The sequence below is a fragment of the Klebsiella sp. HN106 genome, from assembly GCF_051209435.1.
GTDB lineage: Bacteria > Pseudomonadota > Gammaproteobacteria > Enterobacterales > Enterobacteriaceae > Klebsiella > Klebsiella oxytoca.
Window position 1 is genome coordinate 93,965 of sequence record NZ_JBLURD010000002.1, and the last position, 17,871, is coordinate 111,835.

At 55.5% G+C, this 17,871-nt stretch carries 14 protein-coding genes; 8 read left to right on the forward strand and 6 right to left on the reverse strand.

Annotated elements, in window-relative coordinates:
* The first annotated feature begins 33 nt into the window (after positions 1 to 33).
* A complete protein-coding gene (locus tag ACSIPU_RS06960) occupies positions 34 to 840 on the forward strand; it encodes an ATP-grasp domain-containing protein (RefSeq protein WP_049090837.1) in 807 nt (268 codons plus the stop codon).
* 215 nt (positions 841 to 1,055) lie between these two features.
* On the opposite strand, the gene clpA is transcribed toward ACSIPU_RS06960, so the two are convergent.
* Positions 1,056 to 3,338, reverse strand: coding sequence for an ATP-dependent Clp protease ATP-binding subunit ClpA (gene clpA, locus ACSIPU_RS06965; RefSeq protein WP_004100629.1), 2,283 nt, complete (start codon positions 3,336 to 3,338; stop codon positions 1,056 to 1,058).
* A 30-nt stretch (positions 3,339 to 3,368) separates the two neighbouring features.
* Complete coding sequence (gene clpS / locus ACSIPU_RS06970) at positions 3,369 to 3,686, reverse strand: ATP-dependent Clp protease adapter ClpS (protein ID WP_004100628.1); 318 nt, start codon at positions 3,684 to 3,686, stop codon at positions 3,369 to 3,371.
* 324 nt (positions 3,687 to 4,010) lie between these two features.
* Between clpS and cspD the strand changes: the two genes are divergently transcribed.
* Positions 4,011 to 4,241: a cold shock-like protein CspD gene (gene cspD, locus ACSIPU_RS06975; RefSeq protein WP_004100627.1), complete on the forward strand. Its 231-nt coding sequence runs from the start codon at positions 4,011 to 4,013 to the stop codon at positions 4,239 to 4,241.
* Between the two features lie 68 nt (positions 4,242 to 4,309).
* Here cspD and macB read toward each other — a convergent pair whose 3' ends face one another.
* The 3 genes from macB to ACSIPU_RS06990 form a co-directional block, all read right to left on the reverse strand.
* On the reverse strand, positions 4,310 to 6,256 hold the full coding sequence (macB, locus tag ACSIPU_RS06980) for a macrolide ABC transporter ATP-binding protein/permease MacB (RefSeq protein WP_016808074.1): 1,947 nt from the start codon (positions 6,254 to 6,256) through the stop codon (positions 4,310 to 4,312).
* Positions 6,253 to 7,368 carry a macrolide transporter subunit MacA gene (macA, locus tag ACSIPU_RS06985; protein WP_004100624.1) on the reverse strand — a complete coding sequence of 372 codons (1,116 nt, stop codon included), beginning with the start codon at positions 7,366 to 7,368 and terminating at the stop codon, positions 6,253 to 6,255. The genes macB and macA overlap by 4 nt, the downstream gene beginning before the upstream one ends.
* Positions 7,369 to 7,542: 174 nt before the next feature.
* Positions 7,543 to 9,201 (reverse strand): ATP-dependent endonuclease, encoded by a 1,659-nt coding sequence (locus tag ACSIPU_RS06990; RefSeq protein ID WP_024273968.1) that lies wholly within the window; start codon positions 9,199 to 9,201, stop codon positions 7,543 to 7,545.
* Between the two features lie 381 nt (positions 9,202 to 9,582).
* Here ACSIPU_RS06990 and aqpZ point away from each other — a divergent pair, with 381 nt between their 5' ends.
* From aqpZ to hcr, 4 genes are all read left to right on the forward strand, one after another.
* Positions 9,583 to 10,278: an aquaporin Z gene (aqpZ, locus tag ACSIPU_RS06995; protein WP_004100621.1), complete on the forward strand. Its 696-nt coding sequence runs from the start codon at positions 9,583 to 9,585 to the stop codon at positions 10,276 to 10,278.
* 123 nt (positions 10,279 to 10,401) lie between these two features.
* A complete protein-coding gene (locus ACSIPU_RS07000; RefSeq protein WP_004100620.1) occupies positions 10,402 to 11,301 on the forward strand; it encodes a lysine exporter LysO family protein in 900 nt (299 codons plus the stop codon).
* A 143-nt stretch (positions 11,302 to 11,444) separates the two neighbouring features.
* Entirely contained in the window at positions 11,445 to 13,097 is a 1,653-nt protein-coding gene (hcp, locus tag ACSIPU_RS07005) for a hydroxylamine reductase (protein ID WP_064370608.1), read from the forward strand.
* 10 nt (positions 13,098 to 13,107) lie between these two features.
* Positions 13,108 to 14,076: an NADH oxidoreductase gene (hcr, locus tag ACSIPU_RS07010; RefSeq protein ID WP_016808077.1), complete on the forward strand. Its 969-nt coding sequence runs from the start codon at positions 13,108 to 13,110 to the stop codon at positions 14,074 to 14,076.
* Between the two features lie 332 nt (positions 14,077 to 14,408).
* Here hcr and ACSIPU_RS07015 read toward each other — a convergent pair whose 3' ends face one another.
* Positions 14,409 to 14,843, reverse strand: coding sequence for a DoxX family protein (locus tag ACSIPU_RS07015; RefSeq protein ID WP_024273966.1), 435 nt, complete (start codon positions 14,841 to 14,843; stop codon positions 14,409 to 14,411).
* A 152-nt stretch (positions 14,844 to 14,995) separates the two neighbouring features.
* On the opposite strand from ACSIPU_RS07015, the gene poxB reads away from it, so the two are divergent.
* Both poxB and ltaE read left to right on the forward strand, forming a co-directional pair.
* Positions 14,996 to 16,714 (forward strand): ubiquinone-dependent pyruvate dehydrogenase, encoded by a 1,719-nt coding sequence (gene poxB, locus ACSIPU_RS07020; RefSeq protein ID WP_004100616.1) that lies wholly within the window; start codon positions 14,996 to 14,998, stop codon positions 16,712 to 16,714.
* Between the two features lie 154 nt (positions 16,715 to 16,868).
* Complete coding sequence (gene ltaE, locus ACSIPU_RS07025; protein WP_047720081.1) at positions 16,869 to 17,870, forward strand: low-specificity L-threonine aldolase; 1,002 nt, start codon at positions 16,869 to 16,871, stop codon at positions 17,868 to 17,870.
* The last annotated feature ends 1 nt before the right edge of the window (position 17,871 follow it).

Consider the following 17,871-nt stretch of genomic DNA (forward strand, 5'->3'; position numbering starts at 1 on the left):
TAGCTGGATTGTCCTGGCGAGAAAGGATACCCAATGAGCGCCCTGCAAATTATCTATCCCAACGATATGCTTCATCCGTCACAACCTGACGAGATGTTTTTAGCTGAGTACACTTATGCCTGCCAAAGCAGTATTACCTGCCTGTTACTCTCATCAGAGGCTGTGGCGCTGGGCGACTACCGCTTTTCATCCAGTTTTTCAGCCAATATGCCGGTACTGTGGCGCGGATGGATGCTGCACCCGGATGAGTACGAAAGTTTATCCCGAGCGGTGGAAAAGCGAGGCGCTCGCTTATTAACGTCATGCCAGCAATATCTTCAATGCCACCATTTGCCGGGCTGGTATGAAAGTTGTCGGGATCTCACGCCAGAAACCATCGTGACTAGCGAAGATGCTGACTTTGCTGCCCTCACTAAGGAATATGGTTGGCCTGCTTATTTTGTGAAGGACTATGTAAAGTCGCTCACAACCTCCCGCGGCTCAATCGCTCGCAATGCGCAAGAAATTGATGAAATCATCACATTGCTTAAACAGTTTCGCGGTGAAATTGAAGGAGGAGTTTGCCTGAGACGCGTGGAGAAATTTGATACATCCAGCGAAAGGCGATTCTTTGTTCTCGATGGCAAAGTTCATGCCGCAAACGGCGATATTCCTGCCAGGGTTAGCGAAATCGCCGCACGTATAAACAGCCCTTTTTACTCTATAGATGTTATCAATGATGAAGCTGGTGCTTTGAGGCTCGTCGAGATGGGTGACGGCCAGGTATCGGATATCAAAGAGTGGTCCGTTGAGCGTTTTGTGAAAATGCTGAGTGACTATGCGGTAAGTCAGGAAATTTAAGGATGGAATGCTGCTTTTACGGCAGTGAACTGGGCAAACCGCACCCCATCATATTGTTATTATTGAAATTAAATAATAAACCTCCTCTGCCATATTATTTTTAACCGGTTTTTTTTATTTAAAATCAACATGTTAAAAAAACGAATAAAAGGATTCAGAAGAGAGGCATAAAAAAACCGGCCCTGAGGCCGGTTTTGACGTTTCACGTAAGCGACTTAATGTGCCGCTTCCGGTTTGTGCTTTTGCGCGCTCTGGAAGGCGTAGGTCAGCGCATTTTTCTCTTTATCCAGCTCAACGATCACCTGACCGCCGTCAACCAGTGAGCCAAACAGCAGCTCGTTGGCCAGCGGTTTTTTCAGGTTGTCCTGAATCACCCTCGCCATCGGACGCGCGCCCATGGCCCGGTCGTAGCCTTTCTCGGCCAGCCAATCGCGGGCTTCCTGGCTTACTTCCAAAGAGACGCCTTTCTGATCCAGCTGGACCTGCAGCTCAACGATAAACTTATCCACCACCTGGTGGATAACCGTCGTGGACAGGTGATCGAACCAGATAATGTTGTCGAGGCGGTTACGGAACTCCGGCGTAAAGATCTTTTTGATCTCATCCATCGCATCCGGACTGTTGTCCTGATGGATAAGGCCAATCGATTTACGCTCGGTTTCACGCACGCCGGCGTTGGTGGTCATCACCAGCACCACGTTGCGGAAATCCGCTTTGCGGCCGTTGTTATCGGTCAGCGTACCGTTATCCATTACCTGCAACAGCAGGTTAAAGACGTCCGGATGCGCTTTTTCAATTTCATCGAGCAGCAGTACCGCGTGCGGATGCTTAATAACCGCATCGGTCAGCAGCCCGCCCTGATCGAAACCGACGTATCCCGGAGGCGCACCAATTAAGCGGCTGACGGTATGACGTTCCATATATTCGGACATATCAAAACGCAGCAGCTCAATACCCAGCGACTTCGCCAGCTGTACAGTAACCTCGGTTTTACCCACCCCGGTAGGCCCGGCAAACAGGAAAGAGCCGACAGGTTTGTGCTCATGGCCAAGCCCGGCGCGCGCCATCTTGATCGCTTCGGTTAAGGCCTCAATCGCTTTATCCTGGCCAAAGACCAGCATTTTCAGGCGATCGCCAAGGTTCTTCAGCGTATCGCGGTCGCTGCGGGAAACGCTCTTCTCAGGAATACGCGCAATTCGCGCCACCACGGACTCAATATCCGCCACGTTGACCGTTTTCTTACGTTTGCTCACCGGCATCAAGCGCGCGCGCGCCCCGGCTTCGTCAATCACGTCAATCGCCTTATCCGGCAGATGACGATCGTTAATGTATTTCACCGCCAGTTCCACCGCCGCACGTACCGCTTTCGCGGTGTAACGCACGTCGTGGTGCGCTTCATACTTCGGCTTCAGACCGTTAATAATCTGCACCGTCTCTTCCACGGAAGGTTCGGTGATATCAATTTTCTGGAAACGACGCGCCAGCGCGCGATCTTTTTCAAAGATGTTGCTGAACTCCTGGTAGGTCGTCGAACCGATAACCCGGATTTTACCGCTGGAAAGCAGCGGCTTAATCAGGTTAGCGGCATCGACCTGCCCGCCGGAAGCCGCGCCCGCACCAATGATAGTGTGGATCTCATCAATGAACAGAATACTGTTGGTATCCTGCTCCAGCTGCTTAAGCAGCGCTTTAAAGCGTTTTTCAAAATCGCCGCGGTATTTAGTGCCAGCCAGCAGCGAGCCAATATCCAGTGAATAGATAGTGCAGTCGGCCATCACTTCCGGTACGTCGCCCTGCACGATACGCCAGGCGAGACCTTCGGCAATTGCGGTCTTACCGACGCCGGATTCCCCCACCAGCAGCGGGTTGTTCTTGCGACGGCGGCACAGAACCTGAATAGCACGTTCCAGCTCTTTCTCGCGGCCGATCAGCGGATCGATACCGCCTACGCGGGCAAGCTGGTTGAGGTTGGTGGTGAAGTTTTCCATACGATCCTCCCCGCCTGCTTGCTCTTCACTGCTGCCAGGCTGGCTTCCGCTGTTATCGGAAGACTGGCTCGGCTCGTCTTTGCGCGTACCGTGAGAGATGAAGTTCACCACATCAAGTCGGCTGACTTCATGTTTACGCAGCAGGTATGCCGCCTGAGACTCCTGTTCGCTGAAAATCGCGACCAGAACGTTGGCGCCGGTCACTTCGCTGCGACCGGATGACTGGACGTGGAAAACAGCACGTTGCAACACGCGCTGGAAGCTCAGCGTCGGCTGAGTGTCGCGCTCTTCTTCCGTTGCAGGCAGTACGGGTGTGGTCTGTTCGATGAAGGCTTCAAGTTCCTGACGCAGCGCGACCAGGTCCACTGAACACGCTTCAAGCGCTTCGCGGGCCGAAGGGTTGCTAAGCAGCGCCAGCAACAAGTGCTCGACGGTCATGAACTCATGACGGTGCTCGCGCGCTCTGGCGAAAGCCATGTTTAAACTGAGTTCCAGTTCTTGATTGAGCATAGGCACCTCCCCCAAGTTTATTGCCTGCATTCAGGCTTTTTCTAGCGTACACAACAACGGATGTTCGTTCTCCCTCGCATATTGGTTCACCATCGATACTTTGGTTTCCGCGACTTCAGCGGTAAACACCCCGCAAATCGCTTTACCTTGATAGTGAACCGTCAGCATCAGTTGCGTTGCACGTTCAACATCATAAGAAAAGAATTTTTGTAACACGTCAATAACAAACTCCATTGGAGTGTAGTCATCATTGACTAATATCACTTTATACATAGATGGCGGTTTTAGCGCATCTTTAACTTCGTCCTCGATTAGCTGATCGAAGTCCAACCAGTCTCTCTTACTCATCGTCAGTGTTCATCATCGGTTGCTGTTGCCAACAGGCGGTGGCCTGTCGATGACCAGAGGCTATGCACATCACAAATCTACAATAGATCATAGATAATTATCATCTATTACTTCCATCCGCGATGTCTGTCACATTCCCCGGCAATAGCGTTAACTGCTTCAAATTTTGACGCATTTTTCACCGTCCCCGGTCGTCAATCGCTTGACGCATTTCCTGATTTCTCTAAATTGTAGTGGCGAGAGTTGGCGAGCAAATGAACAACTCGTCACTCCACTACCGGTTCATTCCATCTTACTTATAAGATTTACGAAGGATGTCGAAGTATGGAAATGGGTACTGTTAAGTGGTTCAACAATGCCAAAGGGTTCGGTTTTATCTGCCCTGAGGGCGGCGGCGAAGACATTTTCGCCCATTACTCGACCATCCAGATGGATGGTTACAGAACGCTAAAAGCCGGACAAGCGGTTCGGTTTGATGTTCACCAGGGGCCAAAAGGTAATCACGCCAGCGTGATCGTCCCTGTTGAAGCGGAAGAAACAGAAACAGCCGCATAACTCTTTTGCTTCATTGTGTACATCCTGCCAGTAAAATGCCAGTCCTTCTGACTGGCATTTTTTTATCGCTACTCCCGTGCCAGGGCGTCGACCGGGTCCAGACGAGCCGCATTGCGCGCCGGGAGCCAGCCAAACAACACTCCGGTCAGCGTCGAGCATAAAAATGCGGTCAGCAGCGCCAGCGGCGAAAAGCCGATTTCCCAGCCGGGCAAAAACAGCTGCAGCACGAAGGCAATCAGCAACGAAAGCGTCACGCCCAGCGCCCCGCCGACCAGGCAAACCAGCACCGCCTCAATCAAAAACTGCTGCAGTACGTCGCTGGCCCGCGCCCCGACAGCCATACGGATACCGATCTCTCGCGTGCGTTCGGTAACAGAGACCAGCATAATATTCATCACGCCAATCCCGCCGACCACCAGCGCAATCACCGCCACCAGGGTCAGAAACAGCTGTAGTGTATGTGTGGTCCGTTCCGCCGTTTTCAAGATGCTGTCCATATTCCAGGTGAAAACATCTTTCTTACCGTGGCGCAGTTCCAGGAGACGTAACAGCTGCTGCTCGGCAAGCGCGCTGTCGTAACCTTCATTGACCCGGACGGTGATGGAGTTCAGCCACGACTGCCCCATAACCCGGCCGGCCATCGTGGTATAGGGTAACCAGACGCGCAGAATTTTGCTGCTGCCAAACATCGACTGTTTTTCATCGGCAACGCCGATGACCGTCGCGGGCATGTTGCCGACAAGAATCACTTCGCCAACGACCCGCGCTTTGTGCGGAAACAGCTGTCGACGCGCGTTGCTATCGAGCACCACCACCTGCGCGCGGCTATTTAGCTGGAGTTCGTTGAAGGTGTTGCCTTCGCTAAAAGTCATACCGTAAACGTTAAAGTACTGCGCCCCCACGCCCTCAGCGCTAGCGGCAACGTCGATATTATCCGCCCGCAGACGCAGGCTTTTGGAGACCGCAGGGGTCGCCGAGCTGACCCAGAGCTGTTTCTGAATAGCAAGCAGATCGTCGTACTTCAGCGACTGCTGATAGCGGGGATCGTCATCGCCGAAATCCTTACCGGGATAAACATCAATGGTATTGGTGCCGATGGCGCGGATATCGGCCAGCACCATTTGCTTCGCGGCATCGCCCACCACCACAATCGACACCACCGATGCAATGCCGATAATGATCCCGAGCATCGTCAGCAGCGTGCGCATTTTATTCGCCGCCATGGCGCGCCAGGCCATGACCAGCGCCTCGCGAAAACCGCTACTGAACTGACGCCATGCCGACGGTTCGGCCGCCGTGCGCTGGCGCAGCGCGCCGCCTTGCGCGGAGCTCAACGCGGGCGGGTTACGCACGATCTCACCGTCGTGTATCTCAATGACCCGCTCAGCCTGAGCCGCCACCTGCGGGTCATGGGTGACGATAATGACCGTATGTCCCTGCGCTTTCAGCTGGTGAAGGATCCCCATGACCTCTTCGCCGGAGCGGCTGTCCAGCGCACCGGTAGGCTCATCCGCCAGAATCACTTCCCCGCCGTTCATCAGGGCGCGGGCGATACTCACCCGCTGCTGTTGGCCGCCGGAGAGCTGTGAAGGTTGATATTCTGCCCGGTCGCCAAGCCCCAGTCGTACCAGCAGCTCATGGGCGCGGGCCAGCCGCGCTTTGCGCTCCGCTCCGGCATAGACCGCCGGCACTTCCACGTTCTGCGCCGCGGTGAGATGCGATAGCAGATGATAGCGCTGAAAAATAAAACCGAAATGTTCCCGCCGCAGGCGCGCCAGCTCATCGCCGTTGAGACGTGCCACGTCGGTTCCGGCAACCCGATAGGTGCCGCTGGTGGGTTTATCCAGACAGCCGAGAATATTCATCAGCGTGGATTTCCCTGAGCCGGAGGCCCCGACAATAGCCACCATCTCGCCGGCGGCAATGCTCAACGTAATACCTTTCAGCACCTCAACGTTGCCATCGCCGGAGGGGTAGCTGCGGCGAATATCACGCAGTTCAAGTAACGCCGTCATTTCGCTGCTCCGGCCGCACCTTCGCCGATAATGACTTCATCCCCCTCTTCCAGCCCTTTCACCACCGCCACATCGGTGTCATTCCGCGCACCGATAACGATTTCACGCTCTTTAACTTCACCGGTACGTAGCAGACGCACGTGATAGCGGTTATCGCCGATGGCCTCCCCCAGCGCGCTCAGCGGGATGGTGATGACGTTTTTGACTTCCGAAAGCTGAATATGCACCTGGGCGGTCATCTCCAGGCGCAGGATGCCCTGCGGGTTCGGTACCTCAAAGCGGGCGTAGTAGAAGATGGCGTCGTTAACCTTTTCAGGCGTCGGTAGAATATCCTTCAGCGTCCCTTCATAGCGCGTCAGCGGATCGCCCAACACCGTAAACCAGGCCTTTTGCCCCGGCTTGAGATGGATGACGTCCGCTTCCGAAACCTGCGCCTTCACCAGCATGGTGCTGAGATCGGCCAGGGTCAAAATATTCGGCGCCTGCTGGGCGGCAATCACCGTCTGCCCCTGCAGGGTGGTGATTTGCGTCACTTCCCCGGACATCGGCGCCAGAATTTTGGTGTAGTCGAGGTTGGTTTTAGCCGTATCCAGGGTGGCCTGATTGCGTTTGACCTGCGCTTCAATCGTGCCGATTTGCGCCTCTTTCACCGCCAGGTCGGTCGCGGCGGTGTCCAGGTCCTGCCGGGAGACCAGCTGACGCTGCGCCAGCTGCTGCTGGCGAGCTAAAGTCGCCGCAGAGAGTTTACGCTCCGCGCGCGCCTGGTTGAGCTGCGCCCGCAGCTCCATCAGCGTCGCTTCAACTTCCTTAATCTGGTTTTCCGCCTGCTCCGGGTCAATAACCCCCAGCAGCTGGTCTTTTTTCACTTTGTCGCCAATCTCGACGCGCAGCGTTTTGAGCTGTCCGCTCACCTGCGCCCCGACATCCACTTTTTTTAACGCATCCAGCTTACCGGTCGCCAGCACGCTCTGCTGCAGATCCCCTTTACGCACCACCAGCGTCTGATATTGCGGCAGCGGCGCATTCAGTATTCGCCATCCCCAGACGGCGAGGGCCAGCACGACAATCGCCAGCAGCCACCAAATTTTCCTGCGCTTTCCATTTAATTTCATAACCATTCCTGATGTTTTAATCCGCAGAACCCGCGTCAATTCTATCTAAATGCGGTAACAGAATAACGTTCATTTTTAGCTGCGCTTAATTTTTGTTTAACTGAGGTTGAGTGACGTGCAGATGCAGACGCGCCGGAATCGCTCCCGGCACGAAGAGATAAACGTTGGTCGCCGCTAATCCGCCCGCCCGCGCGCCAGCCATAGCACGCGAGAAAACATTTTTTTCAACAGCGTCGGAATGGCGTCAACGCCGCGACGTCCGGCCTCCATCGCCACTTCAATCGCCAGGTCAGGCTTAGACGAGCGATGAATCGCTTTGGTGATCACCCGCCGCATATTCATAGGAATATTCATCGGCAGCTGCGCGACCCGATGATAAACATCATCGAATCCCTGACGATACATAAAATGTTCCATATCCATCGCCGGTAGCGCGGTGAGATGGTCTCGCTCCAGCATTTTATCGTCATTCAACAAACTGCGAACGGTGGCGGCGTATTTCTTCCCGGCTTCATCGCCATCCACCAGCACGTGCCACTCAATGCCCATTCGCCGGGCGAACTTAATCAGCGGTTTTAAACCCGACTGGGCAAACTCGATCACCTTCACCCCTTCCGCATCAAAGTGATGGCCGCACTGGCGGGCCAGTTCGTTGATAACCCAGGTTTCCGTCTCGCCTTCCACCAGCAGCCAGCAGCGGGCAAACAGCGATGAAGCGCGGTTAAAACGAATATGAAATGCGATGCGTCGACTGTCTTCTGCATTCATTCCACCAGGCCCCAGCCGCCAGGCCGACACCCGTGACGATTCACGCACCAGTCGGCACACATGCTCGACGGGCGTTAGCGACAGCAGCTCGCCGGAGTTCGTCGTCGTCACCCGCTGCAGCGGCAGCAAATTGAGCAAATGCCAGGCCACGGATAGCATAATGGGGTGCAGTCGGGTTTCCGGATCCTCAATTAACAGCAGCGGCCGCGCATCGCGATCGAGTCTGACGGTCCCTTTCGCCTGCAACAACGTGGAAAAGAGCCCCAATAAAATCACCCGATGGCTACGGCCGCCGGGTTTGTCGATCATACGGTTGATGATGTCCAGATAGCGCCAGCTGCGCTGTTCATCATGTGAATGGCGGCGCATCAGGCGGTGACGAGATTGCGCGCTGCTCTGCTCGGCAAAATAGTGCTCCAACAGCTGCACCATGGCCGACAGCCCCTGTCTGATTTGCCCGTCGGTTAAATTTTGCGGATGGTGCACCAGCTCACGGGAGAGAAAATCGAGCTGGCGGGCGGTAATTTCGATCTGCGGCGAATGCGGCACGGTACCGTTGTGGATCCGCCGCATAAAACGGGCATCGCGCAGGCGCAGCACCGGCATCAGCCGCACCAGGTGACGGGCGAGCTCATCAATATTTTCAACCTCCAGCGCTTCCCCTTCGCCGTTAATAAAGCTGCGCAGAGTCATCACGCTATCATCATCGGCAAGCTCCCCCTCCAGGCGGTAGAACACTCGCTGATAGCCATCGTCGCAGGGTACCCAGCAATTGCTGAGCGGCCGATAGCGGCGGACCCGATGGCGGCCCGGTTCATTTTCACGGAAGGTCAGAATAATATGCAGATGACGCTCGCGCCCCTGAACATCCCCGGGCGGAAACCAAAAATCTTCCCGAACAAAATGATAGAGATCGAACTCAGGCGACAGGAGCAGCGTCAGGGCATCCAGCAGGCTGGATTTACCCCATGCATTTTCGCCAATCAGCACGTTATTTTGCTCCAGCATCAACGATAACCGGTTGATGCCGCGAAAGCCTACTATTTCGACGCGCTCAAGATGCATATCCCCTCCGCTCGGTGGCTACTTTCTCCTTCAGTTATCAGCAGTATAGCGAGGTGGGGAGGAACATGACACACCCGCTACTCCGCGCTGCAGGATAAATCTTAAGCGTATGTATCCGCACGGTGACTATTCAGCTTGCAAATTACTTACCGGGTTGCCAGTTTTTTAATTTGTTCTGTTCTACACTTCAACTCGGTAGACATTACTGAAGGAATCACATCACCTTGCCCTAAATCAAGTTACCTCGATTTATATTGCTAGTGCGACAATGTTGAACGTCCATAAAATAGCGGCGCTTTATTTTTATCGTCGTTATTTATATCGATAAATAAAGACCGGCGCGGTTTTCCGCGCTCGTAACATTATTTTATTGAGGTGGTTATGTTTAGAAAATTAGCAGCAGAATGCTTTGGTACATTCTGGCTGGTGTTTGGTGGTTGCGGCAGCGCCGTTCTGGCGGCGGCCTTCCCGGAATTAGGTATTGGTTTTGCCGGCGTCGCGTTAGCCTTCGGCTTAACGGTATTAACCATGGCGTTTGCCGTCGGTCATATTTCCGGCGGCCACTTTAACCCGGCAGTCACTTTAGGCCTGTGGGCCGGCGGTCGTTTCCCGGCTAAAGAGGTGATTGGCTATATTATCGCCCAGGTTGTCGGCGGTATTATTGCCGCCGCTATTCTGTATATCGTCGCCAGCGGTAAAGCGGGCTTTGACGCCGCCGCCAGCGGGTTCGCGTCGAACGGTTACGGCGAACACTCACCGGGCGGTTTCTCCATGCTCTCCGCAATTGTGATTGAGATTGTCCTGACCTGCGGCTTCCTGTTGGTCATCCACGGCGCCACCGATAAAAACGCTCCGGCGGGCTTCGCCCCTATCGCCATTGGCCTGGCGCTGACCCTTATTCACCTGATCAGCATTCCGGTCACCAACACTTCTGTCAACCCGGCTCGTAGCACCGCGGTAGCGATTTTCCAGGGCGGCTGGGCGCTGCAGCAGCTGTGGCTATTCTGGGTGATGCCGATTATCGGCGGTATTCTCGGCGGCGTGCTCTACCGTACTCTGCTGGAAAAACGCAGTTAAGCACCCTCGCTTCTCTGAAGGCCCGGTTTCCCGGGCCTTTCTTTTTTTCGACTACTTTACTCAGTCCGGCGATTTGGGTAGTGTCAGGGACGCTATTTTCACTCTGCAAGGACCACGTCGTTCATGTTTTCGGGACTATTAATCATTCTGCTGCCGTTAATCGCAGGCTACCTTATTCCTCTCCATCGGCCGTCAGCCCTTAAACTTATCGCACGACTTCTGAGCTGGATCGTTTACGTTATTCTCTTTTTTATGGGAATTAGCCTGGCGTTCCTCGATAATCTGGCCAGCAACCTGTTGTCGATACTTCATTACGCAGCGGTCAGCGTCGTCATTATCCTGCTGTGTAATATTGCGGCTCTGATGTGGCTTGAGCAGAAAATGCCCTGGCAAAATCATCATCGCCAGGAAAAATTACCCTCGCGTCTGGCAATGGCGCTGGAATCCCTTCAGCTATGCGGCGTAGTCCTTATTGGTTTTCTTATTGGCCTGAGCGGCCTGCCTTTTTTACAACACGCCACCGAGGCCAGTGAATATACGCTGATTTTCCTGCTGTTCCTGATCGGTATTCAGCTGCGTAATAATGGCATGACCCTGCGGCAAATCGTTCTGAATCGCCGCGGAATGATGGTTGCGGTGGTGGTGATGGTGAGCTCACTGCTGGGCGGAATCATTAATGCCTTTATTCTCGACCTGCCGCTAAAAACCGGCCTGGCCATGGCCTCCGGCTTTGGCTGGTATTCGCTTTCCGGCATCCTGTTAACAGAATCCTATGGCCCGGTGATTGGTAGCGCCGCCTTCTTTAACGATCTGGCACGAGAGCTGCTGGCGATTATGCTGATCCCGGGGCTGGTACGCCGCAGCCGTTCAACGGCGCTAGGCCTGTGCGGCGCAACATCGATGGATTTTACGCTGCCGGTGCTGCAGCGCTCAGGCGGCGTGGAGATCGTGCCGGCAGCTATTGTTCATGGCTTCATTCTCAGCCTGCTGGTGCCCATCCTGATGGCCTTTTTCTCCGCTTAATACCTCTCAGGCGGTAGCCCTCTGCCGCCAATTTTGCGCTAAATCAATCTCCCTGTAAGTTGTATCAGAAATACCTTTTCTCCTCACGCGCTCGGGCATAACCTTAAACATGTATATTAAATATAACTTTAAAAGGTGTGACCATGTTTTGTGTGCAATGTGAACAAACCATCCGTACTCCGGCAGGAAACGGCTGCTCTTACGCGCAGGGTATGTGCGGGAAAACGGCCGAAACGTCCGATCTGCAGGATCTTCTGATTGCCTCTCTGCAGGGCCTCTCCGCCTGGGCGCTTAAAGCCCGTGAATATGGCATCATCGACCACGACGTCGATAGCTTTGCGCCGCGCGCTTTTTTCTCTACGCTGACTAACGTTAACTTCGACTCCCCGCGTATCGTTGGCTATGCGCGTCAGGCTATCGCCATGCGTGAAGCGCTTAAAGCCCAGTGCCTGAACATTGATGCCCACGCGACGGTTAACAATCCGATGGCCGCTCTGCAACTGGCCAGCGACGATCTGGGCGACCTGCAGCGTCAGGCGGCGGAATTTACTCCGAACAAAGACAAAGCAGCCATCGGCGAGAACATTCTCGGCCTGCGCCTGCTGTGCCTGTACGGCCTTAAAGGCGCTGCGGCCTATATGGAGCACGCGCACGTTCTGGGCCAGTACGACAACGACATCTACGCCCAGTACCATAAAATCATGGCATGGCTGGGTACCTGGCCTGCCGATATGAATGCTCTGCTGGAGTGCTCAATGGAAATCGGCCAGATGAACTTCAAAGTCATGAGCATTCTGGACGCCGGTGAGACCACCAAATACGGTCATCCGACCCCAACCCAGGTCAACGTTAAAGCGACCGAGGGCAAGTGCATCCTGATCTCCGGCCATGACCTGAAAGATCTCTATAACCTGCTGGAGCAGACCGAAGGCACCGGCGTTAACGTCTACACCCACGGGGAAATGCTGCCGGCGCACGGCTATCCGGAGCTGCGTAAATTCAAACACCTGATTGGGAACTACGGCAGCGGCTGGCAGAACCAGCAGGTGGAGTTCGCCCGTTTCCCGGGGCCGATCGTCATGACCTCTAACTGCATCATCGACCCAACCGTCGGCGCCTATGACGATCGTATCTGGACCCGTAGCATCGTTGGCTGGCCGGGCGTGAACCATCTGGAAGGCGAAGATTTCGCCCCGGTTATCGCCCAGGCGCAGCAGATGGCAGGCTTCCCGTACAGCGAGATCCCGCATCTCATCACCGTAGGTTTCGGCCGTCAGACCCTTCTGGGCGCTGCTGATACCCTTATCGATCTGGTGAGCCGGGAAAAACTGCGCCACATCTTCCTGGTTGGCGGCTGCGACGGCGCGCGGGGCGAGCGTAATTACTTCACCGATTTTGCCACCAGCGTACCGGACGACTGCCTGATCCTGACCCTGGCCTGCGGTAAATACCGCTTCAATAAACTCGATTTCGGCGATATTGAAGGCCTGCCGCGTCTGGTCGATGCCGGTCAGTGCAACGACGCTTACTCGGCGATTATCCTGGCGGTGACCCTGGCGGAAAAACTGGGCTGCGGCGTCAATGATCTGCCGCTATCGCTGGTGCTTTCCTGGTTCGAGCAGAAAGCGATTGTCATTCTGCTGACCCTGCTCTCACTGGGCGTGAAAAACATCGTAACCGGCCCGACCGCGCCAGGCTTCTTCACCCCGGATCTGCTGGCCGTGCTCAATGAGAAATTCGGTCTGCGCTCTGTGACCACCGTAGAAGAAGACATGAAGCAACTGCTGAGCGCGTAAGGAGCTATCCATGACCATGCCAACCTCACAATGCCCGTGGCGGATGCAGGTGCATCACATCCATCAGGAAACGCCGGATGTGTGGACCATTTCATTGCTCTGCCATGACTATTATCCGTACCGTGCCGGGCAGTACGCGCTGGTGAGCGTGCGTAATTCGGCAGAGACCCTGCGCGCTTACACTATTTCGTCCACGCCGGGCGTCAGCGAATATATTACGTTGACCGTTCGCCGTATTGACGATGGCGCGGGATCACAGTGGCTCACCCGCGACGTAAAGCGCGGCGACTATATCTGGCTGTCCGACGCGATGGGGGATTTCACCTGCGATGATAAAGCGGACGATAAGTTCCTGATGCTGGCCGCAGGCTGCGGCGTCACGCCGATCATGTCGATGCGCCGCTGGCTGGCAAAATATCGCCCGCAGGCTGATGTGCAGGTGATTTTTAACGTTCGTTCGCCGCAGGATGTGATTTTCGCTGAGGAGTGGCGTCAGTATCCGGTGACGCTGGTGGCGGAAAATAACGCTACCCACGGTTTCGTGGCAGGACGTTTAACGACTGAACTACTGCAAAGCGTGCCGGATCTGGCATCGCGCACCGTGATGACCTGCGGTCCGGCGCCGTATATGGATCTCGTCGAGCAGGAAGTGAAAGCGCTGGGCGCGACGCGCTTCTTTAAAGAGCAGTTCTTTACGCCAGTCGCCGTCGCGGCCACCAGCGGTCTGAAGTTCACCAAACTGCAGCCGGCGAAAACGTTTTATGCCCCGGTCGGCACCACGCTGCTCGAAGCGCTGGAAAGCAATAAGGTGCCGGTTACCGTCGCCTGCCGCGCGGGCGTTTGCGGCTGCTGCAAAACGAAAGTGGTTTCCGGTGAATATACCGTCAGCAGCACCATGACGTTAACCGATGCGGAAATCGCTGAAGGCTACGTGCTGGCCTGCTCCTGCCAGCCGCAGGGAGATTTGGTACTGGCTTAATGTTGTTGCTGGCCATGCTACGCGGTAATCGTCGGGTAGCATGGCTCTTACTGAACTGCCGGAACGGCAGTGAACCAATTCAAAAATGCCGATGCGATCGGTCATCCTTTCTAAGCTGCCTGTACGGCAGTGAACACTAGCCCGGCGCACCTGCCTTATTGTTTTATCATGCAATAATCAATAAAAGGCCCTTTTACCCTTTTTTAGGCAAGAATAAAAATTTTAAAAAATCAATATCTTAAAATAACCCCCAAAAAAAGGGTCTGAAAAACGAGCGGCGACACCCCGGCAAACAGGATGTGGCCAGGGTGAGGCAGAAAACACTGGTGCACTTACCGCAAGGCCGAGTTTCCACCAATGGAATATCGGCCTGCCCCGAGGAAGGCAATCGCCAGCGCGCCAACAAAGAAATAGACCAGACTCTCAATCGCCCACGCGCCTACCGCATCCAGCGCGAAGGTTTTACCCGTCCCGACCATTAGCCAGGCCACAACCATCGTGAATGCCAGCACCAGCGCCGCAGGGCGCGTCAGGATCCCCACAATCAGCAGACATGGCGCAACCACTTCTCCAGCTAAAACCCCATAAGCGATAAAGCCTGGCAGACCTTTCGCCACCAGCATGCTGCTGATGCCCCCCACGCCATCGAATAGCTTGTGTAATCCGTGAAACAGCATCAGGCCGCCAACGGCAAGTCGTAACAAAAGTTTGCCAAAATCATCATGCGACAGCAGTTTATTAACACCATTTAACAGAGATTTAACCATTTGAAATGATTCCTGTTTACCACCGAAGGTCAACACAGCGTATGCGCAATGTCCGACGAATAAAAGCAGCTGAAAATGAGGGGCAAACGGCGGGCGTAATGGTCATTTTCATCTAAGCTTGTAAGCGTTATCACTTAAGGAGATGGAAAACCATGAAACAGACCGTGGCGGCATACATTGCCAAAACTCTAGAACAGGCTGGCGTTAAACGTATTTGGGGCGTGACTGGGGATTCTCTTAATGGCTTAAGCGACAGCCTGAACCGCATGGGGACCATCGACTGGATGCCCACGCGCCATGAAGAAGTTGCCGCCTTCGCCGCCGGAGCGGAAGCGCAGCTTACCGGCGAACTGGCGGTGTGCGCCGGTTCCTGCGGGCCGGGCAACCTGCATCTTATTAACGGTCTTTTCGACTGCCACCGCAACCATGTTCCGGTGCTGGCCATCGCCGCCCATATTCCTTCCAGCGAAATCGGCAGCGGTTACTTTCAGGAAACGCATCCGCAGGAGCTGTTTCGCGAATGCAGCCACTACTGCGAACTGGTCTCCTCGCCGGAGCAGATCCCGCAGGTGCTGGCCATCGCTATGCGCAAAGCGGTGATTAACCGCGGCGTCTCGGTAGTGGTGCTCCCCGGCGACGTTGCGCTAAAACCCGCGCCGGAAAGCGCCAGCAGCCACTGGTACCACGCCCCGCTGCCGCAGGTGACGCCGGCAGAAGAAGAACTGAAAAAACTGGCCCAGCTGCTGCGCTATTCGAGCAATATCGCGCTGATGTGCGGCAGCGGCTGCGCCGGAGCGCATAAAGAGCTGGTAGAGTTCGCCGCGAAGCTGAAAGCGCCTATCGTTCACGCGCTGCGCGGCAAAGAGCACGTTGAATACGATAACCCTTATGATGTTGGGATGACCGGGCTGATAGGCTTCTCCTCCGGTTTCCATACCATGATGAACGCTGACACCCTGGTGCTGCTCGGCACCCAGTTCCCCTATCGCGCCTTCTACCCGACGGACGCAAAAATTATTCAGATCGATATCAACCCCGGCAGTATCGGCGCGCACAGTAAAGTGGACATGGCGCTGATCGGCGATATCAAATCCACCCTCAGCGCGCTGCTGCCGCATCTGGAAGAGAAAACCGACCGCAAGTTCCTCGACAAAGCCCTGGAACACTATCGCGACGCGCGCAAGGGGCTCGATGACCTGGCGAAGCCAAGCGATAAAACCCTTCATCCGCAGTATCTGGCGCAGCGGATCAGCCACTTTGCCGACGACGACGCCATTTTTACCTGTGACGTCGGAACGCCAACCGTGTGGGCTGCGCGCTATTTACAGATGAACGGCAAGCGCCGCCTGATCGGATCGTTCAACCACGGTTCGATGGCTAACGCCATGCCGCAGGCCATCGGCGCGAAGGCCACCGCCCCCGACCGTCAGGTCGTGGCAATGTGCGGCGACGGCGGCTTTAGTATGCTGATGGGGGATTTTCTCTCGCTGGCGCAAATGAAGCTGCCGGTCAAGATCGTTATCTTCAATAACAGCGTCCTGGGCTTTGTCGCGATGGAGATGAAGGCCGGCGGCTATCTGACAGACGGCACCGAGCTGCATGCGACCAACTTTGCCCGCATCGCCGAGGCCTGCGGCATTAAGGGCATCCGTGTCGAAAAAGCGGCTGACGTAGACCAGGCGTTGCAAACCGCCTTCAGTACCGACGGCCCGGTCCTGGTGGATGTGGTGGTCGCCAGTGAAGAACTGGCGATGCCGCCGCAGATCAAACTGGAGCAGGCCAAAGGTTTCAGCCTTTACATGCTGCGCGCGATTATTAGCGGCCGCGGCGATGAGGTTATCGAACTGGCGAAAACTAACTGGCTAAGGTAAAAATATCCTTTTCAATTCATACGCAAAAACATTCGTGTCGCATTAAGGCGGCAAGCCCGAAAATCCCCGGAAGCAGAAATAACGATGTGACCGGGGTTTGAGGGTGCAGCCAACGCAGAGGCAGCGCGAAGGATGAAGTGTATAAGGATATGTCATGATAGATTTACGCAGTGATACCGTCACCCGCCCGGGCCGCGCCATGCGGGAAGCGATGATGGCCGCCCCGGTCGGGGATGACGTGTATGGCGATGACCCGACCGTTAACGAACTCCAGCGCTTTGCCGCCGACCTGGCGGGCAAAGAGGCCGCTATCTTCTTGCCGACCGGCACTCAGGCCAACCTGGTCGCGCTGCTCAGCCACTGCCAGCGCGGCGAAGAGTATATTGTCGGCCAGGGCGCGCATAATTATCTCTACGAAGCCGGCGGCGCGGCGGTGCTCGGCAGTATCCAGCCGCAGCCTATCGACGCCGCAGCTGACGGTTCCCTGCCGCTCGATAAAGTCGCAGCCAAAATCAAACCGGACGATATCCATTTCGCCCCTACCCGGCTACTGTCGCTGGAAAACACCCACAACGGCAAAGTGCTGCCGCGTGAATATCTTAAAGATGCCTGGGAGTTTACGCGTCAGCGCGGCCTGGGGCTGCACGTCGACGGGGCGCGTATCTTTAACGCCGTCGTGGAATACGGCTGCGCGCTGGGTGAGATCACCCGCTACTGCGACTCTTTCACCATCTGTCTGTCTAAAGGTCTCGGCGCGCCGGTAGGCTCGCTGCTGGTGGGGAGCGAAGCGTATATTCGCCGCGCCATCCGCTGGCGGAAAATGGTCGGCGGCGGGATGCGTCAGGCCGGGATTCTGGCCGCGGCGGGCCTGTATGCTTTGCAGAACAACGTCGAGCGTTTAAAAGAGGATCATGATAACGCCGCATGGATGGCAGAACAGCTGCGCGCCGCCGGCGCGGATGTGATGCGTCATGACACCAATATGCTGTTTGTTCGCGTCGGTGAAGCGCGCGCCGCCGCCCTGGGCGAGTATCTGCGCGAACGCGGAGTGCTGATCAACGCCTCGCCCATCGTGCGCCTGGTGACGCATATTGACGTGAACCGTCAGCAGCTTGCCGAGGTGGTTAGCCACTGGCAGACATTTTTAAATCGCTAAG

Coding starts and splice junctions, on each gene's coding strand:
- aqpZ (WP_004100621.1), top strand. CDS start 9,583: ATGTTTAGAAAATTAGCAGCAGAATGCTTTGGTACATTCTGGCTGGTG.
- hcp (WP_064370608.1), top strand. CDS start 11,445: ATGTTTTGTGTGCAATGTGAACAAACCATCCGTACTCCGGCAGGAAAC.
- ltaE (WP_047720081.1), top strand. CDS start 16,869: ATGATAGATTTACGCAGTGATACCGTCACCCGCCCGGGCCGCGCCATG.
- poxB (WP_004100616.1), top strand. CDS start 14,996: ATGAAACAGACCGTGGCGGCATACATTGCCAAAACTCTAGAACAGGCT.
- ACSIPU_RS06990 (WP_024273968.1), bottom strand. CDS start 9,201: ATGCATCTTGAGCGCGTCGAAATAGTAGGCTTTCGCGGCATCAACCGG.
- ACSIPU_RS07015 (WP_024273966.1), bottom strand. CDS start 14,843: ATGGTTAAATCTCTGTTAAATGGTGTTAATAAACTGCTGTCGCATGAT.
- macA (WP_004100624.1), bottom strand. CDS start 7,368: ATGAAATTAAATGGAAAGCGCAGGAAAATTTGGTGGCTGCTGGCGATT.
- clpS (WP_004100628.1), bottom strand. CDS start 3,686: ATGAGTAAGAGAGACTGGTTGGACTTCGATCAGCTAATCGAGGACGAA.
- macB (WP_016808074.1), bottom strand. CDS start 6,256: ATGACGGCGTTACTTGAACTGCGTGATATTCGCCGCAGCTACCCCTCC.
- ACSIPU_RS06960 (WP_049090837.1), top strand. CDS start 34: ATGAGCGCCCTGCAAATTATCTATCCCAACGATATGCTTCATCCGTCA.
- hcr (WP_016808077.1), top strand. CDS start 13,108: ATGACCATGCCAACCTCACAATGCCCGTGGCGGATGCAGGTGCATCAC.
- ACSIPU_RS07000 (WP_004100620.1), top strand. CDS start 10,402: ATGTTTTCGGGACTATTAATCATTCTGCTGCCGTTAATCGCAGGCTAC.
- cspD (WP_004100627.1), top strand. CDS start 4,011: ATGGAAATGGGTACTGTTAAGTGGTTCAACAATGCCAAAGGGTTCGGT.
- clpA (WP_004100629.1), bottom strand. CDS start 3,338: ATGCTCAATCAAGAACTGGAACTCAGTTTAAACATGGCTTTCGCCAGA.